Annotated in this window: 16 protein-coding genes and 1 pseudogene; 7 read left to right on the top strand and 10 right to left on the bottom strand. The window is 76.1% G+C overall.

The window, feature by feature from the left end:
* Positions 1-11: 11 nt before the first annotated feature.
* Positions 12-488, top strand: a complete 477-nt coding sequence (locus tag ACIRD3_RS10775; RefSeq protein ID WP_402214084.1) for a YybH family protein — start codon at positions 12-14, stop codon at positions 486-488.
* A 1,377-nt stretch (positions 489-1,865) separates the two neighbouring features.
* On the opposite strand, the gene ACIRD3_RS10770 is transcribed toward ACIRD3_RS10775, so the two are convergent.
* On the bottom strand, positions 1,866-2,606 hold the full coding sequence (locus ACIRD3_RS10770; protein ID WP_402214082.1) for an MBL fold metallo-hydrolase: 741 nt from the start codon (positions 2,604-2,606) through the stop codon (positions 1,866-1,868).
* Between the two features lie 224 nt (positions 2,607-2,830).
* On the opposite strand from ACIRD3_RS10770, the gene ACIRD3_RS10765 reads away from it, so the two are divergent.
* Together ACIRD3_RS10765 and ACIRD3_RS10760 are read left to right on the top strand one after the other, a co-directional pair.
* Positions 2,831-3,553, top strand: a complete 723-nt coding sequence (locus tag ACIRD3_RS10765; protein WP_402214080.1) for an RNA polymerase sigma factor — start codon at positions 2,831-2,833, stop codon at positions 3,551-3,553.
* On the top strand, positions 3,550-3,846 hold the full coding sequence (locus ACIRD3_RS10760) for a hypothetical protein (protein ID WP_402214078.1): 297 nt from the start codon (positions 3,550-3,552) through the stop codon (positions 3,844-3,846). Before ACIRD3_RS10765 ends, ACIRD3_RS10760 begins: the two co-directional genes overlap by 4 nt.
* 287 nt (positions 3,847-4,133) lie before the next feature.
* On the opposite strand, the gene ACIRD3_RS10755 is transcribed toward ACIRD3_RS10760, so the two are convergent.
* From ACIRD3_RS10755 to ACIRD3_RS10745, 3 genes are all read right to left on the bottom strand, one after another.
* Entirely contained in the window at positions 4,134-4,520 is a 387-nt protein-coding gene (locus ACIRD3_RS10755) for a VOC family protein (RefSeq protein WP_402214076.1), read from the bottom strand.
* Positions 4,517-4,813 carry an ArsR/SmtB family transcription factor gene (locus tag ACIRD3_RS10750; protein WP_402214074.1) on the bottom strand — a complete coding sequence of 99 codons (297 nt, stop codon included), beginning with the start codon at positions 4,811-4,813 and terminating at the stop codon, positions 4,517-4,519. The genes ACIRD3_RS10755 and ACIRD3_RS10750 overlap by 4 nt, the downstream gene beginning before the upstream one ends.
* 506 nt (positions 4,814-5,319) lie before the next feature.
* The gene (locus ACIRD3_RS10745) at positions 5,320-5,985 is read right to left on the bottom strand and encodes a TetR family transcriptional regulator (RefSeq protein ID WP_402214733.1); all 666 of its coding nucleotides are present in this window, start codon (positions 5,983-5,985) and stop codon (positions 5,320-5,322) included.
* A gap of 106 nt (positions 5,986-6,091) precedes the next feature.
* On the opposite strand from ACIRD3_RS10745, the pseudogene ACIRD3_RS10740 reads away from it, so the two are divergent.
* Both ACIRD3_RS10740 and tpx read left to right on the top strand, forming a co-directional pair.
* A pseudogene (locus tag ACIRD3_RS10740) lies at positions 6,092-7,050 on the top strand (oxidoreductase).
* Between the two features lie 1,753 nt (positions 7,051-8,803).
* Positions 8,804-9,304, top strand: coding sequence for a thiol peroxidase (gene tpx / locus ACIRD3_RS10735; protein WP_402214073.1), 501 nt, complete (start codon positions 8,804-8,806; stop codon positions 9,302-9,304).
* Positions 9,305-9,788: 484 nt separating this feature from the next.
* Here tpx and ACIRD3_RS10730 read toward each other — a convergent pair whose 3' ends face one another.
* The 6 genes from ACIRD3_RS10730 to ACIRD3_RS10705 form a co-directional block, all read right to left on the bottom strand.
* Positions 9,789-10,184: a GNAT family N-acetyltransferase gene (locus ACIRD3_RS10730; RefSeq protein WP_402214071.1), complete on the bottom strand. Its 396-nt coding sequence runs from the start codon at positions 10,182-10,184 to the stop codon at positions 9,789-9,791.
* Between the two features lie 654 nt (positions 10,185-10,838).
* Positions 10,839-11,792, bottom strand: coding sequence for a MerR family transcriptional regulator (locus ACIRD3_RS10725; RefSeq protein ID WP_402214069.1), 954 nt, complete (start codon positions 11,790-11,792; stop codon positions 10,839-10,841).
* A gap of 372 nt (positions 11,793-12,164) precedes the next feature.
* Complete coding sequence (gene gcvH / locus ACIRD3_RS10720) at positions 12,165-12,566, bottom strand: glycine cleavage system protein GcvH (protein ID WP_402214067.1); 402 nt, start codon at positions 12,564-12,566, stop codon at positions 12,165-12,167.
* A gap of 964 nt (positions 12,567-13,530) precedes the next feature.
* Entirely contained in the window at positions 13,531-14,286 is a 756-nt protein-coding gene (locus ACIRD3_RS10715; RefSeq protein WP_402214065.1) for an SDR family NAD(P)-dependent oxidoreductase, read from the bottom strand.
* Positions 14,283-15,266, bottom strand: coding sequence for a 3-oxoacyl-ACP synthase III family protein (locus ACIRD3_RS10710; RefSeq protein ID WP_402214063.1), 984 nt, complete (start codon positions 15,264-15,266; stop codon positions 14,283-14,285). Before ACIRD3_RS10710 ends, ACIRD3_RS10715 begins: the two co-directional genes overlap by 4 nt.
* Before the next feature lie 34 nt (positions 15,267-15,300).
* Positions 15,301-15,561, bottom strand: coding sequence for a hypothetical protein (locus ACIRD3_RS10705; protein ID WP_402214061.1), 261 nt, complete (start codon positions 15,559-15,561; stop codon positions 15,301-15,303).
* A 2,170-nt stretch (positions 15,562-17,731) separates the two neighbouring features.
* Between ACIRD3_RS10705 and ACIRD3_RS10700 the strand changes: the two genes are divergently transcribed.
* Positions 17,732-18,625, top strand: coding sequence for a class I SAM-dependent methyltransferase (locus ACIRD3_RS10700; RefSeq protein ID WP_402214060.1), 894 nt, complete (start codon positions 17,732-17,734; stop codon positions 18,623-18,625).
* Between the two features lie 55 nt (positions 18,626-18,680).
* Positions 18,681-20,426, top strand: coding sequence for a flavin-containing monooxygenase (locus tag ACIRD3_RS10695; RefSeq protein ID WP_402214058.1), 1,746 nt, complete (start codon positions 18,681-18,683; stop codon positions 20,424-20,426).
* The last annotated feature ends 448 nt before the right edge of the window (positions 20,427-20,874 follow it).

The raw sequence follows: 20,874 nt of genomic DNA, 5'->3' as shown, positions 1-20,874 counted from the left end.
AGGGGGCCTCCATGCCCGCGCCCGACACCTCCCGCCCCGCCGTCGCCGGCACCTCCCGGCAGGCCGACACCGCCGCGATCCACGCCCTGCTGGCGCGCAGCGCCGAGGCCTGGGGGCGCGGCGACGGCGCCGCGTACGGCGCGCAGTTCACCGCGGACGCCACCGACGTCACCTTCGCCGGCACCCTCTACCGGGGCGCAGCGGAGATCGGGCGCGCGCACCAGGCCCTGTTCGACGGGTTCCTCAAGGGCACCGGGCTCACCACCGAGGTGACGGACCTGCGGTTCCCGGGGCCGGACACGGCGGTGGCGGTGGCCCGCGGCGAGGTCCACAAGGGCCGCCCCCGGCGGCTGGGCAAGGTCGCCACCTACACCCTGGTGCGCGAGGCGGACGGCCGGTGGCGCATCGCCGCGGTCCACAAGACCCGCCACCGCCGCCTGCTGGAAGCCCTCTCCTTCCGCCTCCAGCCCGCCACCCGCCCCCGCTGACACCCCGGCCGGCCCCGTACGGGCCGAGCCCCGCACCCGGCCCGCACCCGTGCGCCGCGCCGGGCCGGCGGCCGGTTCGCGTCCCCCGGCTCACGGCCGGCCGACGGGCAGTCATCCGGCCGCCGGCGGCACACCCGTGACGGCGGCCCCGCCCGCGGATCCCGCGCCGGCGCGCGGCTCGGGGGCGCGGCGCCCCGTCCGCCCCCCCGGGGGCCAGGTGCGGCCCGTCGGAGAGACAACCCCCGTGCGCGTCTGTTCCGCCCGGGGGGGGACAGCTGATCTCCCCGGGCGGAACCGGCCGAGCGGTCCTGCGGCCGGGTCGGCGCCGACGCTGTTCACAAGAAGATCGCCGCGACGGGCTTCACCGGCACCGACCGCCCACCCGCCGGGCCGTCGCCGCGGCGAAGGAGTTCTCCCGGGCCGGGGCCGCAGGGTCTTCCGGCCGTGGATACCCGAGCCGGCGATGTGGCCGCGGTGGGACCGGGGCGAAGGAGATCATGCCCAAGACCCCCGCCACCGCGACCGTCGACCGGCCCCTGCACCACGGGCGCAGCGCCCGACCACGCTTCGGGCCCGCCGTCCCGCCGGGCGTCGGCCGTCACTCGGCGCCACAACCGGGCCGTCCGCGGTGGTCCCCGGTGGCCGCCGTCAGCCCGGGAAGCCCGGCCCCGCCGGCTTCCCCACCCACCACCGGCCCGCCACCCACGAGCCGGAGCCCCGACTCCACCCCACCAGGCACCCCAGCACCCGAACCCACTCCCCTGCCCGTACAGGAAGTCGGCCCCACCGACTTCCCGCACCCCGCACCCCGCACGGGCCACGCCACCAGCCACCGGCCCGGCACGGGGCACCCACCACCAGCACCGCCCACGGCCCGTCACCCCCCAGCTCGGCCCGGGCCCCACCCGCGCCGGAAGTCGAGCCCGCCGTCCCTGTGTCGGCCCAGACCACCCACCACCGGCCCGGCACAGGCCGACAACACCCACGACCACGACGGTCCCGCCCCCGGCCCCTCGAACCACCACCCCCACCCCGGCCCGGCAGCGGGGCCGTGGCGGGGACGGCGCGCTCGGCTCCCTGGCGGACCCGTATCGCCGCCCCGGCCCGACACGGGGAGCCGCTGCTCCGGCCGGTGTGCCGGCCCGGTGTTCCGGCCCCGGCGCGGCCGGGCCGCGGGCATCCCCTCCGCTCCGGCGACCCGCCCCGCCCTGCCCCCGGCCCGCCCTGCCCGGCTCCTCGGCCCGGCCCTGCGCGGGACGTCTGCCCCGCCGGCGGGGCGTCCGGGCCGGCTTCCCGTACCCCGGGCAGCCTCCCGGCCTCCGGGCGGCGGGGCGTCCGGGCCGGCTTTCCCGGCCTCCGGGGCGGGGCCGGTGGGGGTCACAGGGGCAGGTGCATGTCCTCCTCGGCGGCGGTGACGTCGCCTCCGTAGGTGCGGCGGGCCTCGGCGAGGGGCAGGGAGCGGTCGGTGCCGGGCCAGAAGTGGGTGAGCAGCAGGCGGGCGGCGCCGGCGTCGCGGGCGGTGGTGCCGGCCTGGGCGGCGCTGAGCAGGCGGGGGTCGTGCGCCTGGGTGCCGCACAGGGTGGCGCCGGCGATGAGCAGGTCGGCGCCGGCGGCGAGGCGGGTGAGGGCGGGGCCCGGTCCCGCGTCGCCGCTGTAGGCGAGGGTCAGGCCCGGGGCGCTCAGACGCACGCCCGCGTGGGGGACGTGGTGGGGCAGCGCGGCGCTCTCCAGGCGCAGCGGGCCCAGGCGGTGGACGGTGGCGTGGGCGGGCAGGGGGTGGATGTCGAAGACGTCGTGGAGGTCTTCGCTGGGTTCCATCGCCTGGACGCGTCGCACGACGCCCGCAGGGCAGTACAGGGGCAGGCGCACCGGGCGGGGGGTGGTGAAGTAGCGGGCGCGGGCGAGGGCGCTGAGGTCGGCGCAGTGGTCGGGGTGTTCGTGGGTGATGACGACGGCGTCGAGGCCGGTGGCGGGGGTGTGGTGGAGCAGGCGGGGGAAGGTGGCGTAGCCGAGGTCGAGGGCGAGGCGGTAGCCGTCGTGTTCGAGGAGGAAGCCGCTGGCGGCGCGGCCGGCTTCGGGGTGGGCGGCACTGGTTCCCAGGACTGTCAGTCGGCGCACCGGGCGATGCTCTCACGGCACCGGGGGCGGGGGTGAATCCTTTTGCCCTCCGGGTGCCTCTTATGGGCGGGCCCGGACCGCGGGCCCTGGTCGCGGGCCCGTGGGGGCCCGGTGACGGAAGCGTTTGCGGGAGGTCGTCGTGGTGGTCGGTGTCGGTGTGCTCGTGGGCGGGGTGCTGCTGTGCGCCTGCGTCTTCGCCGTGCGGCGCGGGCGTGGTGGCGGGCGTGGCTGAGGGCGCGGTGGAGGGCCTGGTGGAGGGCGCGGGGTGGCCCGGTGAGGTGCTGGTGGCGGCCGCGCAGCGCGGGGACGCCGAGGCGCTGGCCGCGCTGGTGACGGCCTCGCATCCCCATGTACGGCGTTTCGCCGGCTCGTTGTGCGCGAGCCGGGAGGACGCCGAGGACGCCGCGCAGGAGGCGCTGATCGTGCTGTACCGCAGGGTCGGCATGCTGCGGGCCTCCACGGCGCTGGCGTCGTGGATGTTCCGGATCGTGCGCAACGAGTGCCTGCGCCGCGCCCGGGCCGCGCTGCGCCACCACCCGGCCGCGTCCGCGGACGACGCCACCGCCACCGGCAGCGGCAGCGGCGGGGGCGGGGTCGGCGGGGTCGGCGGGGGCGGCGGGGTCGGCGGGGGCGGCGGACGGGCGGGCCTGGCGTCGGCGGAGGAGGAGGCGCTGCGGCGCCTGGAGGCGCGCCGGATCGCGGCCGCGGTGGCCGCGCTGCCGCCCGACCAGCGCCGGGTGCTGGTGCTGCGCGACGTGCAGGGACGCAGCGGGCGGGCGGTGGCCGAGGAACTCGGGATCGGGCAGGCCGCGATGAAGTCCCGCCTGCACCGCGCCCGCGCCGCCCTGCGCCACACCCTGCGCCCCACCCCCGCCCCCGCCCCAACCCCCGGCCCCGGCCCGGCCGCGGTCACGGTCGCGGTCGCGGCGGAGGGGCGGTCGCGGTGAAACGCGCGGTGAAGCGGGCGCAGGAGCAGGAGGCCGGGACGCCGTCCCTGCCCCGTCATCTGGCGCGCGGCGCGGCCGGGTTCGGCGCGCTGGCCGCCTCGGTGGCGCTGCTGCCGGTCCTGGGGGCGGGCGCCCTGCTGCTGGCACCGGCGGGCCTGTACGCGCTGCGCGGCTGCCCGCTGTGCTGGACCGCGGCACTGCTGCGCGTCCTCACCCGCGGCCGCACGGGCACCTCCTGCCCCACCGGCCGCTGTCCCCTGCCCGCATCCCGCACCGGCGGCCGGGACGGGTGAGCCGCCCCGGCCGCCCCGCGGCCCCGCTTCCCTGAACGGCGAGGACCGCCGGCCGTCGGCCCCGCACCCCGCGCGGAGCGGATGGCGTCCGTGCGGCGGCGGGGCGCCACTGCCCGTCCCGGCCCCGGACACCCCGCCGCCGGCACCGGCGGGCCCGTCCGCGCCGCCACCCGCCCCACGGCGCCGGACGGTCAGTGGGGCCCGGCGGTGCCGGACGGCCAGTGGTGCCCGGCGGTGCCGGACGGCCAGTGGTGCCCGGCGGTGCCGGGTGCCCGGCTGCCGGACGGTCAGTGGTACTGGGCGATCTGCAGGAGGTTGCCGCAGGTGTCGTCCAGCACGGCGGTGGTCACCGGCCCGAGGTCCAGCGGTGCCTGGGTGAAGCGCACCCCCAGGGCGCGCAGCCGTTCGTACTCGGCGTGCACGTCGTCCACGGCGAAGGAGGTCGCCGGGATGCCGTCGGCGGCGAGCGCCGCGACGTAGGCCTTGGCGGCGGGGTGCTGGTCGGGTTCCAGGACCAGTTCGGTGCCGTCGGGCTGTTCGGGCGAGACCACGGTGAGCCAGCTGTGCCCGCCGAGGGGGACCTCGGTCTTCTTCACGAAGCCCAGCACCTCGGTGTAGAAGCGCAGGGCCTTGTCCTGGTCGTCGACGAAGACGCTGGCCAGGTTGATCCTCACGGGGCCTCCTCGGGCGTGCGGGGCCCGAGCCACCGGGTGGCGATGCGCTCGAGCGGTCCGGTGTTCAGGTCGTGGAACTTGTAGCGGCCCTCGCGGCGCGTGCGCACCAGGTGGGCCTGTTCCAGGACCGCCAGGTGCTGGCTGACCGCCTGCCTCGACAGGCCCAGGGCGTGCCGGGTGGCCAGGCGGGCGCAGATCTCGAACAGGGACTGGCCGTCGCGCTGCGCGAGTTCGTCGAGGATGAGGCGACGGGTGGGGTCCGCCAGCGCCTTCCACAGGACATCGTCCGTCACCACCCCACCATAGGCAAGCCGTGGCTTGCCTATCAAACCGGGCCCCGGACGGCGGGACAGGCGGCCGGGCAGCGGACGGCCGAGCGGACAGCGGGCGGCAGGGCGGCGGAGCAGCGGACGACCGAGCGGACAGCGGGCGGCAGGGCGGCGGAGCAGCGGACGGCCGAGCGGGCGGCGGCGCGGTGGCCTTCGGGACCGGCCCCGGCCGCAGCAGAGCGCCGCCGGTACGCACCGGCGGCGCGGTCCTCAGCCGAGCACCGCGGCCCGTCCCGGGGGCGAAGGCCCCGTGAAAGCCGGCGCTCGCCCGCGGCGCCGCGGGGCGCGGCCTTCGCCCGGCCGGCCCCCGGGGCCGCGCCCCCTCCCCACCCTCCGGGCACGACGGCGCCACGCGCCGGCCGCCCGCTACGCGGGAGCCGGCCCGTCAGGCCGTGGAAGGACACGCCGGGGCCGGCCGCGCGCACTGGGGCGCGGCCGGCCCCGCACGGGCGGGCGCGGGCGGGCGGGGGTCAGGCGGTCGCGGGGCCGCGGCGCGGGGCGCCGGTGCGCACGACGGCGTCCAGGGCGGGCGCGATGACGGCGAAGGACCGGTCGGTCAGCACCGCCGCGTCCACCACACCACCGCCGCCACCGCCACCGCCGCCGTCGGCGCTCCCGCCGTCGGCGCCGCTCCAGCGCTGGAGCACCGCGTGGAAGGCCGCGAGGGCCATGTCCGCGGCCAGCTGCGGGTAGAGCTCGGTGTCCGGGTCGAGGTCCAGGCGGGCGGCCAGTTCCGCGGCGAGCGCGTCGCGCCACTGGGCCTGGCGTTCCAGGAAGCGGGCGAGCAGGGCGGGCGTGGTGAGGATCAGCCGCACCACGCGCCGGGCGCGCTCGGCGTGGCCGGCGCACGCGTCGAGGGAGCACCCCACCGCGTGCCGCAGCGCCACCGAGGGCGCCTCGCCCGCCGGGCGGCGGGCCAGTTCCTCGCGCATGGCGGCGCCCAGACCGGCCAGGAAGCGGACGACCACGTCCTCCTTGGAGGCGAAGTAGCGGAAGAAGGTCCGCTTGGACACGCCCGCGGCCGCGGCGATCTCGTCCACCGTGACGGCGTCGAAGCCCTGGCCGGCCAGCAGTTCCAGCGCCGAGCGGGTGAGTTCGTCGGCGACGAGCTGGCGCTTGCGCTGGGCCAGGGACACGGCGGCGGGGGCGGGGGAGGTCACCGGCCCATCCTAGACCCCGCGCCACGCATGTCACGACCCGTCAGACTTGACACATGGTGACATGTGGGGCACCGTGAGCCGCATGCCCCGGAGCGACTGGACCACCGACCGCGTCCCCGCCCAGCGGGGCCGCGTGTTCGTCGTCACCGGCGCCACCGGCGGCCTGGGCCTGGCCTGCGCCCACGCCCTCGCCCTCGCCCTCGCCCTCGCCCTCGCCGCCAAGGGCGCCCTCGTCGTCCTCGCCGTGCGCGACGAGGACCGCGGACGGCACGCCGCCGCCGAACTGACCCGGCGTCACCCCGACGCCCCGGCCCCGCAGGTCCACCGCCTGGACCTGGGCGACCCCGCCTGCGTCCGCGCCTTCGCCGACCGCCTGCACGAACACGGCCCGCACCCCGACGTCCTGGTCGACAACGCCGGCGTCCTCGCCCCGCCGCGCACCCTCACCCCCCACGGCCACGAACTGCAGCTCGCCGCCAACCACCTCGGCCGCTTCGCCCTCACCGCCCGCCTCATCGGCCTCCTCGCCCTCGGCCGCGACCCGCGCGTGGTCACCGTCACCTCCGCCAACCACCGCCGCGCCCGCATCGACTTCGACGACCCCGCCGCCGCACGCGCCTACTCCCCCATGGACCGCTACAACCAGTCCAAACTCGCCAACGCCCTCTTCGGCCACGAACTGCGCCGCCGCCTCACCCGCGCCGCCCACCCCGTGCGCAGCGTCCTCGCCCACCCCGGCTACACCGCCACCGGCCTGCAGCACGGCGCTCCCGTCCCCGCCGTCCGCCTGCTCTACGGCCGCCTGCTGCGCCCCCTGGCCCAGAGCCCCGAACGCGGCGCGCTGCCCCAGCTGTACGCGGCCACCGACCCCCACGCCCTCGGCGGCGAGCTCTACGGCCCCGGCGGCCCCGGCGAACTGCGCGGCGCCCCCGTCCGCGTGCCCCTCGCCCCCGCGCCAGGGACGCCGAGGCCGCCACCCGCCTGTGGGCCCTGTCCGAAGACCTCACCGGCGTCCCCTTCCCCCTGCCCGCCACCCCCTGACCCCCCGCCACCCCGCCGGCCCCCGCCCACGGACCACCACCGCCCCCACCCGCACGGGGCGCAGCCGGACGCGGCCGAAAGGACCGCCCCCTGGACGGGCCCCCGCCCCATCACCGCCACGCCCGCACACCCGGGCCCGGCCCCCCGGGCCCGACGGGAACCTCCGCCGCCGTCCGCGCACAGCCGAGCCCGGACCGGGACGGAGCCGGCCGGAAGAACCGCCCGCCGTGCACCTCCCCCACCACACCCCCTATGCCCGGGCCCCGGGCCGGGACCGGGGACGGCGCCAGCCCTCCCGCCCACGGACACCCCCACCACACCGGCCCCCGCACGCAACGCAGCCGGGACGGCGCCAGGACCCGGACGAGACGGGGCGGAAGAACCGACCGGCGCGCGACTGCCCCCTCACCCGCCCCGCCGCCCCCCGCCCCCACCGCTGCGCCCGCACGCCCGGCCGGCGGGCCCGGGACGAGCACGTGGCCGGTGCCCCTCCCGCCCACGAACACACCCCGGCACCCACGACCCCGGCCTCCGCCCGGGCCGCGGCCGGGCCCGGCCGAAAGACCGACCGACGCACCGCTCCCCCGCCCCGCCGCACCCAGCCCCCACCCCACCCGTGCCCGCACACCCGCGCACGGGACCGGGTCCGGGCCCGGCGGCAGTCCCCGACGGACTCCCCCACCACACCGGCCCCCGCACGCAACGCAGCCGAGACGGCGCCAGGACCCCGACGAGACGGGGCGGAAGAACCGACCGGCGCGCGACTGCCCCGCTGCGCACCACCCCACCCGCACGCCCGGGGCCGCGTACGAATCCGGCGGGTGCCCTCCCGTCCACGCGAACCCCCGCACGGGGCAGAGTCGGGCCGGGTACGGGGCAGGCCACAAGAACATGCGGGCGCGCGACCCCCCTCTCACCCGCCCCGCCGCCCCCCTGCCCCACCACCGGCGCCGGGCCGCAGGCCAGAGCCGGGCCCGGCAGAACCTCCGCCTGCGAGCGCCCCCACCACCCCGGCCTTCGCACGGCACGGAGCCGAGGCGGGACCAGGGCTGAGGCGCCAGGCCGCAAGAACCGGCCGACGCACGGCTTCCCCCCTTCCCACGGACGGACCCACCGCCCCGCCCCCGCACGGACAGAACCGGGGCCGCGGCCGGGAACGGGAACGGGGACGGGGACGGGGCGGGGACGGCGCAGCCCAGGCGGGCCGGACGAACCGTCCGACGCGCGACTGCCCCGCTCCCGCCGCACTCTGAACCCCCCGCGCCCCACCGCCGGACGGGACGTCCGCGGGCAGGAGCCCTCGCGCCCACGGCCCACACCGTCCCGGCCCCGCACGCGGCGCAGCAGGGCTGGGGCGGGAAGGGAGCGCCCGGTGTGCGGTTCCCCGTCCCGCCGCACCGGGCCCCCACCACCACCGCCATCGCCGGCCCGCCGGCCCCCGCACGGGCCGGGCGCGGAGGCCGATGCGAGAGGGGGTGCGGGGGCCGATGCGGGATGGGCGGGAAGGGAGCGCCCGGTGAGCGGTTCCCCGTCCCGCCGCACCGGGCCCCCACCACCGCCGCCATCGCCGCCCAGCCGTCCCGCCGGCCCCCGCACGGGCCGGGCGCGGAGGCCGGTGCGGGGCGGGTGCGGGAGGGGGTGCGGGCGGTGCGGGGCGGGGTGTCCAGTCGGTGGTCGGGGGGTGGGCGGGGCGCGGGCGGGCAGTAGGATCGGCGGCGTTGCACACCCGTACACCGCTGGTAGGAGGCTTTTCATGGCTCAGGTCACGCTGAAGGGGAACCCGGTCGAGGTCGGCGGCGCGCTGCCCGCCGCCGGCAGCCAGGCTCCGGCGTTCACGCTGGTCGGCGCGGGGCTCGCGGACACCTCGCTGAAGGACTTCGCGGGCGCCCGCAAGGTCCTCAACATCTTCCCCAGCATCGACACCCCGACCTGCGCGACGTCGGTGCGCACCTTCAACGCCCAGGCCGGCGCCCTCGACAACACCGTGGTGCTGTGCATCTCCGCGGACCTGCCGTTCGCGCAGGCCCGGTTCTGCGGCGCCGAGGGCCTGGACAACGTCAAGACCCTGTCCACCGTGCGCGGACGCGACTTCCACGACGCCTACGGCGTGGCCATCAACTCCGGCCCGCTGGCCGGCCTGACCGCGCGCGCCGTGGTCGTCCTGGACGAGAACGACACCGTCCTGCACACCGAGCTGGTCGCCGAGATCGCCGACGAGCCGAACTACGACGCCGCGCTCGCCGTCCTGAACTGACCCACCCTCAGCGCCCCCGATCCCGCGCGGACGCGGGCGCGGACGCGCAGCGCACGCAACGGCGGCCCGCCGCCCCGACTCCCCGCCACCACGGCCGGGAGCAGGGGCCGGCGGGCCGCCGCCGTTGCCCCCCCCCCCCCCCCCCCCCCGGCCCCCCCCCCCCCCCCGGCCCCCCCCCCCCCCCCCCCCCCGGGGGGGGGCGGGGGGGCGGGGGCCCCGCCGCCGTTCCCCCACCCCACCCCCCCGGCCGTCCCCGGCACCCCGGCCGTCCCCGGCCCCGCACGGCGCCCGGGGGTGCCGGGCACACTCCGGGCCCGCCCGCGCCGCGCGGCCGGACGAGCGGACGGACGGACCGCGGGCGGCGCGGGCACCCCGACGTCCCCGTGACGTCCGAGACCGGGTCAGGGCCCCGGCGAGGGCGTGCCGCTACCGCTGCCGGCCCTGGCCAGCATCCCGGGACCGGGCCCGGGCCCGGTCCGCCGCGCTACAGGGCGAGCAGTCCGGCCGCCGTCTCCTTGAAACCGCAGGCACCGACGTAGAACGGACGAAGGTGCTCCTCGAAGTCGACGTGGAGCCACTCGCACTTCGCGGCACGGGCTTCGCGCGCGGCGGTTGCGACCAGCGCGGCCCCGACGCCGCTGCGCTCGCGATGCCGGGCGACCACCGTGTCCAGGACGAAGGCGTGGACCGCGCCGTCCCAGACCACGTTGACGAAGCCGACCAGTGAGCCGTCCTCCCGAGCGCAGAGCCAGCCGAGGCTGTGGCGTTCAAGCCGTTCCCGCCAGGGGGTCCGGGTGACCGGGTGGCCGAAGCCGTCGGCGTGCAGCGCGTCGAGGTCGGTGTCGTCGAAGTCGCCCCGCCACTCGTCGTCGATCGTCACGCCCCCGATCGTAGAGTGCGGGCCAGGTGCGGCGATCACCTGACGGAGCGGGGAGAACCGGCTCGCGGAGGAGTCCGAACCCGGCGGCCCGGACACCCGAGGCCGGGCCTCTCGCCCGCACCGTCGCCTCCGGCCTCCGCGGCGCCCGGCCGTCCGTGCGGGGCACGGCCTTCGGCTCCCTCCACCCGGGCCCGCGATGGCACTGTTCACGAGCACGGGTTCCGGCCCGACGTCCGTGACCTGGGCACGGTGAGTGAGGGTGTGCAGGTGCGGCCGGCGGCGGGAGGTCGCCCGGCAGTCGCCGGCGGCCGGCCGTGGTGGCTGACAGCGCGGGACCGTGGATGGTCCGGGTGCCCCGGTCGGCGGGGCTGCCGCACGCACCCCGTCGAGTCGACCTTCTCCGCCGTCCGGCCGCGGACCAAGGCCACCTTCGGTACCGGCTCCCGCATCGCCGCCCCGGCCGTGGTCTTCGCGCTCGTCGAGTCCGCCGGGCAGCGGTGGCGGGCCGTGGACGCGCCCCGCCCCGTCGCCCCCGTCCGCGCCGGAGCCCGCTTCGAGGGCGGCCGCCTCGTCGAACGCCCCGAGGCCCTCGCGGCCCGGTCGAAGCCGCGAGGAACGGGCCGGGCGCCAGGCGCGGGACTACTGCGCGCGGGACTACTGCGCGCGGGACGGCTGCCCGGTACTGGCGCGCAAGGCTTGCGTGAACCACGCGAACACCGGAGTCAGGCTGGGCGGGACGGGCCATCCGTTGATCACCGCGAGCAGGTGCCAGTAGCGTTCCGCACGAGGGTCGCCGGCGATTTCCAGGCGCCTCAGCAGCCAGTGGCGCAGGTCGGCGTCGTCGGCACGGCCGAAGGTCTGCGCATAGCGGGCGGTGAGAGCGTCGACGACGGGTGCGGCCTCGGCGCAGGCCGGGGCGATGCCGGCATCGATCGCGCGGCCGACGCTGTCCCGGACGGCCTCGGTGAGGTCGTGGTGCAAGCCGGTGCGGTCGCCCTGGGCGCGCTCGCCGGCCTGGTACCGCGCCATGCGGCGCACGGCCGCGCGGAAGTCGGGATCCCGGGTGAGCTCGGCGAGTTCCGCCCAGGCGTCGACCTGCTCGGGTTCGGGGTCGTCCGGCAGTTCCGGCACGGCCGAGCGCATCATGTCCACGAAGTCGGCGTTGGCGTCGAGTCCGCCGAACGCATCGTCGATGAAATCGGTGATCAGGCGCCGGCGTTCGTCGTCGGAAAGCCTGGCGAGCTTGTGCATGAGGTCCATCTCCTCGGGGCCGGAGCCGCGTTCGGCCACCGCGCGCAACACAGCGCGCCGCAGGCGCAGCGTGCGGATCCGCACCTCCAGGGCATCGGCGTGTGCGGCCGCGACCTCGGGCACCGAGACCTCCCGGTCCAGCACCTGCCGGATGACGGCAAGGTCGAGTCCCAGGTCACGCAGGGTGCGCACCAGATCCAGACGCGTCAGCGCGCCGATGTCGTAGAGCCGGTAGCCGGCCGGGCTGCGCTCTGTCGGCGGCACGATCCCGGTGTCGGAGTAGAACCGGATGGTCTTGACCGTCAGCCCGGTCCGCCGGGCCAGGTCACCGATCGTGAAAAGCGTGTCGCCGTCCATGCCCTCACTCTCGCGCCTCCCCCTACGGGAGACTCAAGCCTCCCCCTCTGCGCTGGTTCACCGATCCGCAGGGATCGGCACGTCCTCGGCTCGACGCGATCACCTGCCTTGATCGCTTCGACAGGTTCCGCCCGGTCCCGCATCCGGCTCGAAGCGCACGCCGCCGCAGCCGGTGACCGCACCGCCGCCATCGCCCCGCACACCCGAGCCTGAGCTTCGGCAAGACCCGGTCTTCGACCTCTCACCGAACAACCCAGCGCCATCGGTCACGGAAGTCGGGCCAGAACCCGAGAACGGACAGCAGACGTCCACCGCTGCGCGAGCAGCTCGGCGAATCGGCGCGGTGCCGAGCGGCGCCGCGCCGACGCGGCGTCAGCCGATCAACTTCGCGTAGGCGGCGGCGTCGAGCAGATTGTCGGTAGAGGCGCCGTCCGCCAGCTTGATCTTGAACAGCCAGGTGTCATAGGCGTCGGAGTTCACTTCCTCGGGAGTGTCGACGGCGTCGGCGTTGACGGCGACGACCTCGCCGGTCACCGGACTGTAGAAGTCGCTGGCGGCCTTGACCGACTCCACGACACCGATGGCGTCACCGGCCTTGACCTGCTTGCCCACCGCGGGCAGCTCCAGGAACACGATGTCCCCGAGCGTGTTCTGGGCATGATCCGTGATGCCCACCGTCAGCGTTCCGTCGGCTTCGACGCGCACCCATTCGTGCTCGTCGGTGTACTTGAGCTCAGCAGGGACATGCGACACGGCAGGACTCCTCCAGGACATGGCGTGATCAACCGATGACACAGTGCCATGCCCCTGGTGCTCCCGTGACGGATTCCGGGACATCACGCCCGAAGTCACGGCTCGACGTCAGCAACTGCCGCCCGGTCCGGCACACCTACGTCTCGGGCCGACACAGCGGAAGAAGGCCATCGAACAGCCGCCGATCGCAAGGACCCCCGAAAGGGTGGACCGTCCGCTGCCGGTGCTCGCGGACAGAGCCACCCCCGGCTTCGCCCCGCCGGCACCACCGCCCCCTACACCCGGCAGTCCACCCACAGCCCCGAGAACTGACCCACCCGGCCCCGGCACCACACCCCCGGCCCGGCAGGCCGCCCGCGGCACAGGCCCCGCGGCACGCCCCCGCCCGCCGGGGGCGCGACACCCGGCACCCCCGGCCTCCCGCCCCCGCGCCACACCGCCCGCCCCACGCCGGCCCCGGACAACGCGTGCGCCCCCGCCCCGGGCCCAGGGGCACGCGAACAGGGACGCGGGCGCGGGAACGCGGGAACGGGGACGCGGGGACGCGGGGACGCGGGCGCGGGCGCGGGAACGAGGATGCGGGCGCGGGCACGGGCGCGGGAACGAGGATGCGGGCGCGGGCACGGGCGCGGGAACGAGGATGCGGGCGCGGGCACGGGCGCGGGAACGAGGATGCGGGCGCGGGAAGGAGGATGCGGGCGCGGGAAGGAGGATGCGGGCGCGGGAACGGGCGCGGGCGCGGGCGAGGCCCCCCGCAGGGGGCGGGTCGGTGGCGGAGAGGGGACACCGCCCACCGACCCGCGAACGGACGGGCGCACGGGACGCACCGGCCGACCGACGCGCCGTCCACGCGGCCCGTCCAGGCCGGCCAGGCGGCCCGGCCGCACCGCCCCTACGGCCCCGTGCGGCCCGTCACAGGCCGCCCCCGCCCCCGCGCCCGGACGGGCGCGGGGGCGGGGGCGGGCCGCTAGGGGCGGGCGGGGGCTCAGGTGATGGAGGCCCCGGAGTCGATGCTGATGACCTGCCCGGTCATGCAGTCCTGGTCCAGGAACAGGCCGATGGACGCCGCGACCTCGGCCGGGGTGACGAACCGCGGCACCGGGACCTTCTCCAGCATCGCGGTCTTGACGTGCTCGGGCAGGGTGTCCGTCATCCCGGTGATCATGAAACCGGGTGACAGGGCGTTGACCGTCACCCCGCGCCGCCCGCACTCCGCGGCCAGCGTGCGGGTCAGGCCGATCAGCCCCGCCTTCGACGCCGAGTACGCCGTCTGCCCGGCGGTGGCGATCAGGCCCGACGGCGACACGATGTTGACGATCCGCCCCCACCGCGCGCGCAGCATCGCCGGCACGCACACCCTGGCGGTGTGGAACGAGCCGATCAGGTTGGTGTCGATCACCTGGCGCCACTCGGCGGGGTTCTGCATCGCCATCAGCGCGTCCTTGCGGATCGCGCCGTTGTTGACCAGCACGTCCACCGGCCCCAGCGCCGCCCGGATCTCCTCGTACATCGCGCTCACCGCGTCGAAGTCCGCGACCGACCCGGTCACCAGCACGTGCGCGTTGGACAGCCGCGCCGCGGTCTTCTCCGCCCCCGCGCGCGAGCTGTTGTAGTGGACCGCGACCCGGCACCCCGCCGCGTCCAGCGCCACCGCCAGCTCACTGCCCAGCCCCCCGGAGGCGCCGGTGACCAGCGCCACCGGCGCGGCGGGACGCGGCCCGAACGCCGCGGACGCGCTCACCGGGCGCCTCCCCAGGTCAGCAGGATCGAACCCCAGGTCATCCCGGCGCCGAACCCGGCCAGCAGGACCGTGTCACCGTCCTTGATCCGCCCGGCGTCCAGCGCCTCCGCCAACGCGATCGGGATCGAGCCCGACGCGGTGTTGCCGTACCGCTCCAGGTTCGTCACCAGCCTGTCCTGCGGGATCCCGGTGTGCGAGAGCACCGAGTTGATGATCCGGATGTTCGCCTGGTGCGGCACCACGTGGTCCACCTCGGCCGCGGTGATCTTCGCCTGCTCCAGCGTCTCCCGGATCGTGCGCACCGTGTACCGCACCGCGTTCAGGTAGATCTCGTTGCCGTTGATCTGCGCGTAGTGCAGCCCCTGCGCGACGGTCTGCGCGGTGGTCGGCATCCTCGAACCGCCCGCCAGGACCTTCAGGCTGTTCTTGCACGAGCCGTCCGCGCCCAGGTTCCACGCCCGGATCCGGTCCACCGCACCCGGCGTCAGCACCACCGCGCCCGCCCCGTCACCCACCAGGATCGACAGGTCCCGGTCCGCCGGGTTCGCGGTCTGCGTGTGCGTGTCCGAACCGATCACCAGCACCGGCCGCGGATCCATCCGCATCAGGCCCACCGCCGTCACCAGCGCGTACACGAACCCCGCACACTCCGAGTTCACGTCGTGCGCGCTGCCCGCGATCCCCAGCTCGTCGTGGACGAACGCCGACGTCGCCGGCGAGGGCTGCTCCGGGGTGGCCGTGGCCACGATCAGGTGCGCGATGTCCGCACCCGTCAGCCCCGCCCGCTCCAGCGCCCGGCGCCCGGCCTCGACCGCCATCGACGCCGTGGTCTGGCCCGGACCCACCGCCCGGCGCTCACGGATCCCGCACCGGGAGACGATCCAGTGCTCGTCCACCCCGAACCGCTCGGCGAGCTCCTCGCTGGTCACCACCGTCTCCGGGACCCACATCCCCCAGCCGGCGACGTCGAAACCGCTCATCTCACCCGACCCCTCTCTCCCCGCCCCCGGGGCCTCAGTTGCCCTCGGCGGGAACGAGCGCCAGGATCCGCTCGTGCACCACCCGCAGCGTCGTCGTGTCGTCGATGTCCGCGAACAGCGACTCGTCGGCCGGAATGTGCGGGTACTGGTTCTGGAACCCGTACAGCCACTCCATCAGGTCCAGCGAGTCCACGTCCGCGATGTGCTGCAACGCCGCGTCCGCGTCGATCTCACGCGCACCGGACACCGCCTGCAGCTGCTGCGCCAGGTCCTCGATGGTGGGGATCTGCGACATGGGTGATCGTTTCCTCTCCTCGCCCCGCCCCGGCTCACCGGGACACGGGCGGCTGTCAACGCGTCGAATAAAGGGGGGAACACAGAAGATCTGCCGGGAACCGGCCCCCCGGCCCGCCCCGGCCGCCACGCACACCGCAGACGGCCGGCACAACACACGGACAAAAAAGGGGGGGAACCGGGACAACACCCGAGGACCGCCACCCGCCCGCGAGCCCCTGCCGGCCGCGGCCCGACTACAGGAAGCGCCACGCCCGCAACCCGCCCGCCACCCCCCCCTGCCCGCCACCCGGCAACACCCGGACGACACACACGAAGGACCGGCGAACAGACCCGGACAAGCACCCCCGGCCACACCAGCAGGAAAGAACCGGACGGAAGGCGACCCGGCCGTGGGGGCCGCGTGTCTTGTCGAAACCGCATGAAACCCCCGCCCGCGCAAACGCCCCGCAACCCCCCACCCCCCGACCCCCTTGCGCCCCCCTTGCGAGACACACGCTTACCTGACCCACAACACACCGCACCCGCACGCCCACCACCACCAGACCGACACACCGACCACCCACCAGCCCACGGCCCACGGCCCACCGGCCCACCGGGCAACCGGGCAACCGGGCAACCAGCCCACCGGGCAACCGGGCAACCGGGCAACCGGGCAACCGGGCAACCGGGCAACCGGGCAACCGGCCCACCGGGCGACCGGCCACCACAGCACCACCCCGCACGGCACAAGCCCCCGGGCACCCGCCGGCCCGCCCGCGTCCGCACGCCAGCCGGCAGAGCAGGACCAGGCACCGCACGAACCCGAAGCACACGGCACGGCAGGCACCAACAGCCCACGCCCGCACACCGGTTCAGCACCGCACCACCCGGCCACCGGCCACCGGCCACCGGCAGCGTCACCCGGTACGGCAGCACCACCCGGTACGGCAGTGCCCACCGGCACCCGCCGGCCCGCCCGAGTCCGCACGCCAGCCAGCAGAGCAGGACCAGGCACCCGCCGCACCACCCAGGCCACCACAGCACCACCCGGCCCGGCACGCACCGCACGGCACCACGGCCCACAAGCCCCAGCCCAACCGGGCCGGGCCGGGCCGGCGCACGCGAACCGGAACGGCACGGGAACACGTCAACAGCCCGCGCCCGAATGCCGGTTCGGCACAGCACCACCCCGCACGGCACCACCCGGCCACCGGCCGTAGGCCGTAGGTCACGACAGCGCCACCCGGTACGGCAGTGCCCACGGGCACCCGCCGGCCCGCCCGAGTCCGCACGCCAGCCAGCAGAGCAGGACCAGGCCCGCACGAACCCGAACCGCACGGCACGGCACGGCAGGCACCAACAGCCCACGCCCGCGCACCGGTTCAGCACAGCACCACCCGGCCGTCCGCCAGGACGGCCACCGCAGCACCACCCCGCACGGCACCACCCGGCCACCGGCCACCGGCCACCGGCCACGGCCACGGCCACCACAGCGTCACCCCGCACGGCAGTGCCCACGGGCACCCGCCGGCCCGCCCGAGTCCGCACGCCAGCCAGCAGAGCAGGACCAGGCCCGCACGAACCCGAACCGCACGGCACGGCACGGCAGGCACCAACACCCCGTACCCGCACACCGGTTCAGCACAGCACCACCCGGCCGTCCGCCAGGACGGCCACCGCAGCACCACCCCGCACGGCACCACCCGGCCACCGGCCACCGGCCACGGCCACCACAGCGTCACCCCGCACGGCAGTGCCCACGGGCACCCGCCGGCCCGCCCGAGTCCGCACGCCAGCCGGCAAAGCAGGACCAGGCCCGCACGAACCCGAACCGCACGGCACGGCACGGCAGGCACCAACACCCCGTACCCGCACACCGGTTCAGACAGCACCACCCGGCCGTCCGCCAGGACGGCCACCGCAGCACCACCCCGCACGGCACCACCCGGCCACCGGCCACCGCAGCGTCACCCCGCACGGCAGTGCCCACCGGCACCCGCCGGCCCGCCCGAGTCCGCACGCCAGCCGGCAGAGCAGGACCAGGCACCCGCCGCACCACCGGCCGCACGCCGGCGCGGCAGAGCACCACCGGCCGTCACCGGCCACCGGCCGCCGGCCGCACGCCGGTCAGCCGGCCCACCGCACGTCCGTCCGTTCCCGCGAACCCATCAACCGAGGGGCCCCATCCCATGACCACCGTCGAAGCCCGTTCCATCAACCCCGACGTCGAGGCCATCCGCCACCACTACGAGGTCCCCAACGAGCTCTACCGCCTCATCCTGGGCCCGACCATGATGTACTCCGGCGGCTACTGGGAGGACGGCGAGGACCTCGTCGCCGTCCTCGACGAGGCCCAGGAACGCAAGCTCGACGCCTTCACCGACCTCGCCCGCGCCGCCCACACCAACAAGGTCCTGGACGTCGGCTGCGGCTGGGGCACCATGCTCAACCGCCTCACCACCGTCCACGGCGTCAAGCGCGCCGTCGGCGTCACCCTCTCCCGCACCCAGGCCGACTTCGTCGACGCCCTGGGCAACCCCGCCATCGAGGCCCGCGTCGAAAGCTGGGAGGACCACCGCCTCGCCGAGGGCGAGGACGCCTACGACGCCGCGTTCTGCATCAACGCCCTCGAACACTTCGTGCTCTCCTCCCTCACCCCCAAGGAGCGCACCCAGCGCTACCGCGTCTTCTTCAAGCAGATCCACTCCCTCCTCAAGCCCGGCGCCCGCTTCGTCCTGCACACCATGACCGTCGAGAACCCCCCGCTGCGCCGCCAGCTCCTGGACGACCTGAAGTTCCTCCAGCGCGAGGAGTTCGAGGGCTGCCACATCCCGCGCCTGCCCGAACTCGCCGCCGGCCTCGACGGCCTCTTCGAGGTCACCGAGATCCGCAACGAGCCCGAGTCCTTCGCCCGCGCCTGCCGCGCCTGGCTCCAGCTCCTGGCCGCCCGCCGCGACGAAGCCGTCGCCATGACCGACGAGACCACCGTCGCCCGCTTCGAGCGCTACCTCGACATCTTCGCCTACACCCTCGAAGACCACATCTTCAACAACTTCCGCGTCACCCTCACCCGCCGCGCCTGACCCCTCAGGCCACCTTGACGGCACCTCAGCCACCGCAGAAGAGGACACCGACGCCATGACCACCACCCCCGCCCCCGACCGCACCACCCACACCACCACCGGCACCACCGGCACCCCGGCCACCCCGGCCACCGGTGCCACGGCCGGTGCCACGGCCCCCACCGCCCCCGCCCCGGCGGCGGGGGCCACCCCCACCGGCACCGCCACCCCCACCGGCACCGCCACCACCACGGCCGCCCCGCCCGCCGGCCCCACCGCCACCGCCGACGCGGCGGCCACCCCCGCCGCCCACGACACCCCCCACCCCACCGGCGACCTCGCCGTACGCCACCTCAAAGTCGCCGTCATCGGCGCCGGCATCTCCGGCCTCGGCACCGCCATCGGCCTCCTACGCGCTGGCGAGAACGACTTCCTCGTCTTCGAACGCGCCGACGACCTCGGCGGCACCTGGCGCGACAACACCTACCCCGGCTGCGCCTGCGACGTCCAGGCCCACCTCTACTCCTTCTCCTTCGCCCGCAACCCCGAGTGGAAATCCACCTTCGCCACCCAGGCCGAAGTCCACGCCTACCTGCGCCAGACCGCCACCCGCTACGGCGTCGACGCCCACCTGCGCTACCGCCACGAACTCCTCGAAGCCCGCTGGGACGACACCCACCACCACTGGAACCTCACCACCAGCCAGGGCCGCTACACCGCCCAGATCCTCGTCACCGGCACCGGCTACCTCTCCGACCCCGCCGTCCCCGACCTGCCCGGCCTCGACACCTTCACCGGCACCGTCTTCCACTCCTCCCGCTGGAACCACGACCACGACCTCACCGGCCGCAACGTCGCCGTCATCGGCACCGGCGCCTCCGCCATCCAGTTCGTCCCCGAGATCCAGCCCCACGTCGCCCGCCTCGACCTCTACCAGCGCACCCCCCCATGGGTCGCCGCCAAACCCGACAAACCCAACACCCCCCGCCACACCTGGATGCTGCGCCACCTCCCCGGCTACCAGCGCTTCCGCCGCAACTTCAACAAACACGGCCGCGAAATCGTCGCGTTCTTCATGTCCCGCCCCACCCGCACCACCGGCATGAAGAACATGGCCGCCGGCCACCTCAAAAAGAGCGTCAAAGACCCCGCCCTACGCGCACGCCTCACCCCCGACTACACCGTCGGCTGCAAACGCCTCCTGTTCTCCAACACCTGGTACCCCGCCATCCAGCAACCCAACGTCGACATCGTCTCCGACACCATCACCCACATCGGCCCCACCCACATCACCACCGCCGACGGCACCCGACGCGACATCGACACCATCATCCTCGCCACCGGCTTCACCGCCACCAACCGCCCCATCGCCCACCGCATCCACGCCCGCGGCACCACCCTCGCCACCGCCTGGAACACCACCGGCATGACCGCCCACCGCGGCACCACCATCCACGGCTTCCCCAACCTCTTCATGATCCTCGGCCCCAACACCACCCTCGGCCACTCCTCCCAGACCGTCATGATCGAAGCCCAGATCACCTACATCCTCGCCGCCCTCAAAACCCTCCACACCCACCACCTCACCACCCTCGAAGTCCGCGAAGAAGCCCAGAAAACCTACAACCACACCATCCAGACCCGCCTCAAGAACACCGTCTGGAACCAAGGCGGCTGCACCAGCTGGTACACCGACACCCAAGGCAACAACCCCAGCATCTGGCCCACCTACACCTGGACCTTCCGCCGCCAAACCCGCCACCTCGACATCACCAACTACCAAACCGCCACCCACACCAACCACACCACCACCACCCCCTAACACCCCCCACCCGGCGCACCCACGCGACACCCCCCGGCACCCGCCACCCGGCCCGCCACCCGGCACCCGGCACCCGGCACAGCCCGGAGACACCAGGGCCACCACACCCAGAGCCCGCCCCCCACAACCAGGAAACACCAGGGAACACCCGGGAACACCCGGGAACACGAGGGGACGCCAGGGGGCGCGAGGGGACGCCAGAACCCGGACCCCGCACCACGGGACACCCCGGCACCCGGCACCCGACCCGTCCCCGCCAGCAACACGCCGCAACGGGGGGACAACACCACCCCAGGGAAACGGCCCGCACCACCACGGCCCGCCGCCCGCCCCCCCCGGCGGGGGGGCCCCCCCCCCCCCCCCCCCCCCCCCCCCCCCCCCCCCCCCCCCCCCCCCCCCCCCCCCGCCCGCCCCCCCCCCCCCCCCCCCCCCCCCCCCCCCCCCCCCC

The organism is Kitasatospora sp. NPDC093550, assembly GCF_044764985.1.
Taxonomy (GTDB): Bacteria; Actinomycetota; Actinomycetes; order Streptomycetales; family Streptomycetaceae; genus Kitasatospora.
This window is presented reverse-complemented; position numbering and strand designations above follow the sequence as displayed.

Bases quoted from the DNA above. Each gene is read 5' to 3' on its own strand.
- ACIRD3_RS10700 (WP_402214060.1), top strand. From the start codon at position 17,732: ATGACCACCGTCGAAGCCCGTTCCATCAACCCCGACGTCGAGGCCATC.
- ACIRD3_RS10705 (WP_402214061.1), bottom strand. From the start codon at position 15,561: ATGTCGCAGATCCCCACCATCGAGGACCTGGCGCAGCAGCTGCAGGCG.
- tpx (WP_402214073.1), top strand. From the start codon at position 8,804: ATGGCTCAGGTCACGCTGAAGGGGAACCCGGTCGAGGTCGGCGGCGCG.
- ACIRD3_RS10725 (WP_402214069.1), bottom strand. From the start codon at position 11,792: ATGGACGGCGACACGCTTTTCACGATCGGTGACCTGGCCCGGCGGACC.
- ACIRD3_RS10710 (WP_402214063.1), bottom strand. From the start codon at position 15,266: ATGAGCGGTTTCGACGTCGCCGGCTGGGGGATGTGGGTCCCGGAGACG.
- gcvH (WP_402214067.1), bottom strand. From the start codon at position 12,566: ATGTCCTGGAGGAGTCCTGCCGTGTCGCATGTCCCTGCTGAGCTCAAG.
- ACIRD3_RS10775 (WP_402214084.1), top strand. From the start codon at position 12: ATGCCCGCGCCCGACACCTCCCGCCCCGCCGTCGCCGGCACCTCCCGG.
- ACIRD3_RS10695 (WP_402214058.1), top strand. From the start codon at position 18,681: ATGACCACCACCCCCGCCCCCGACCGCACCACCCACACCACCACCGGC.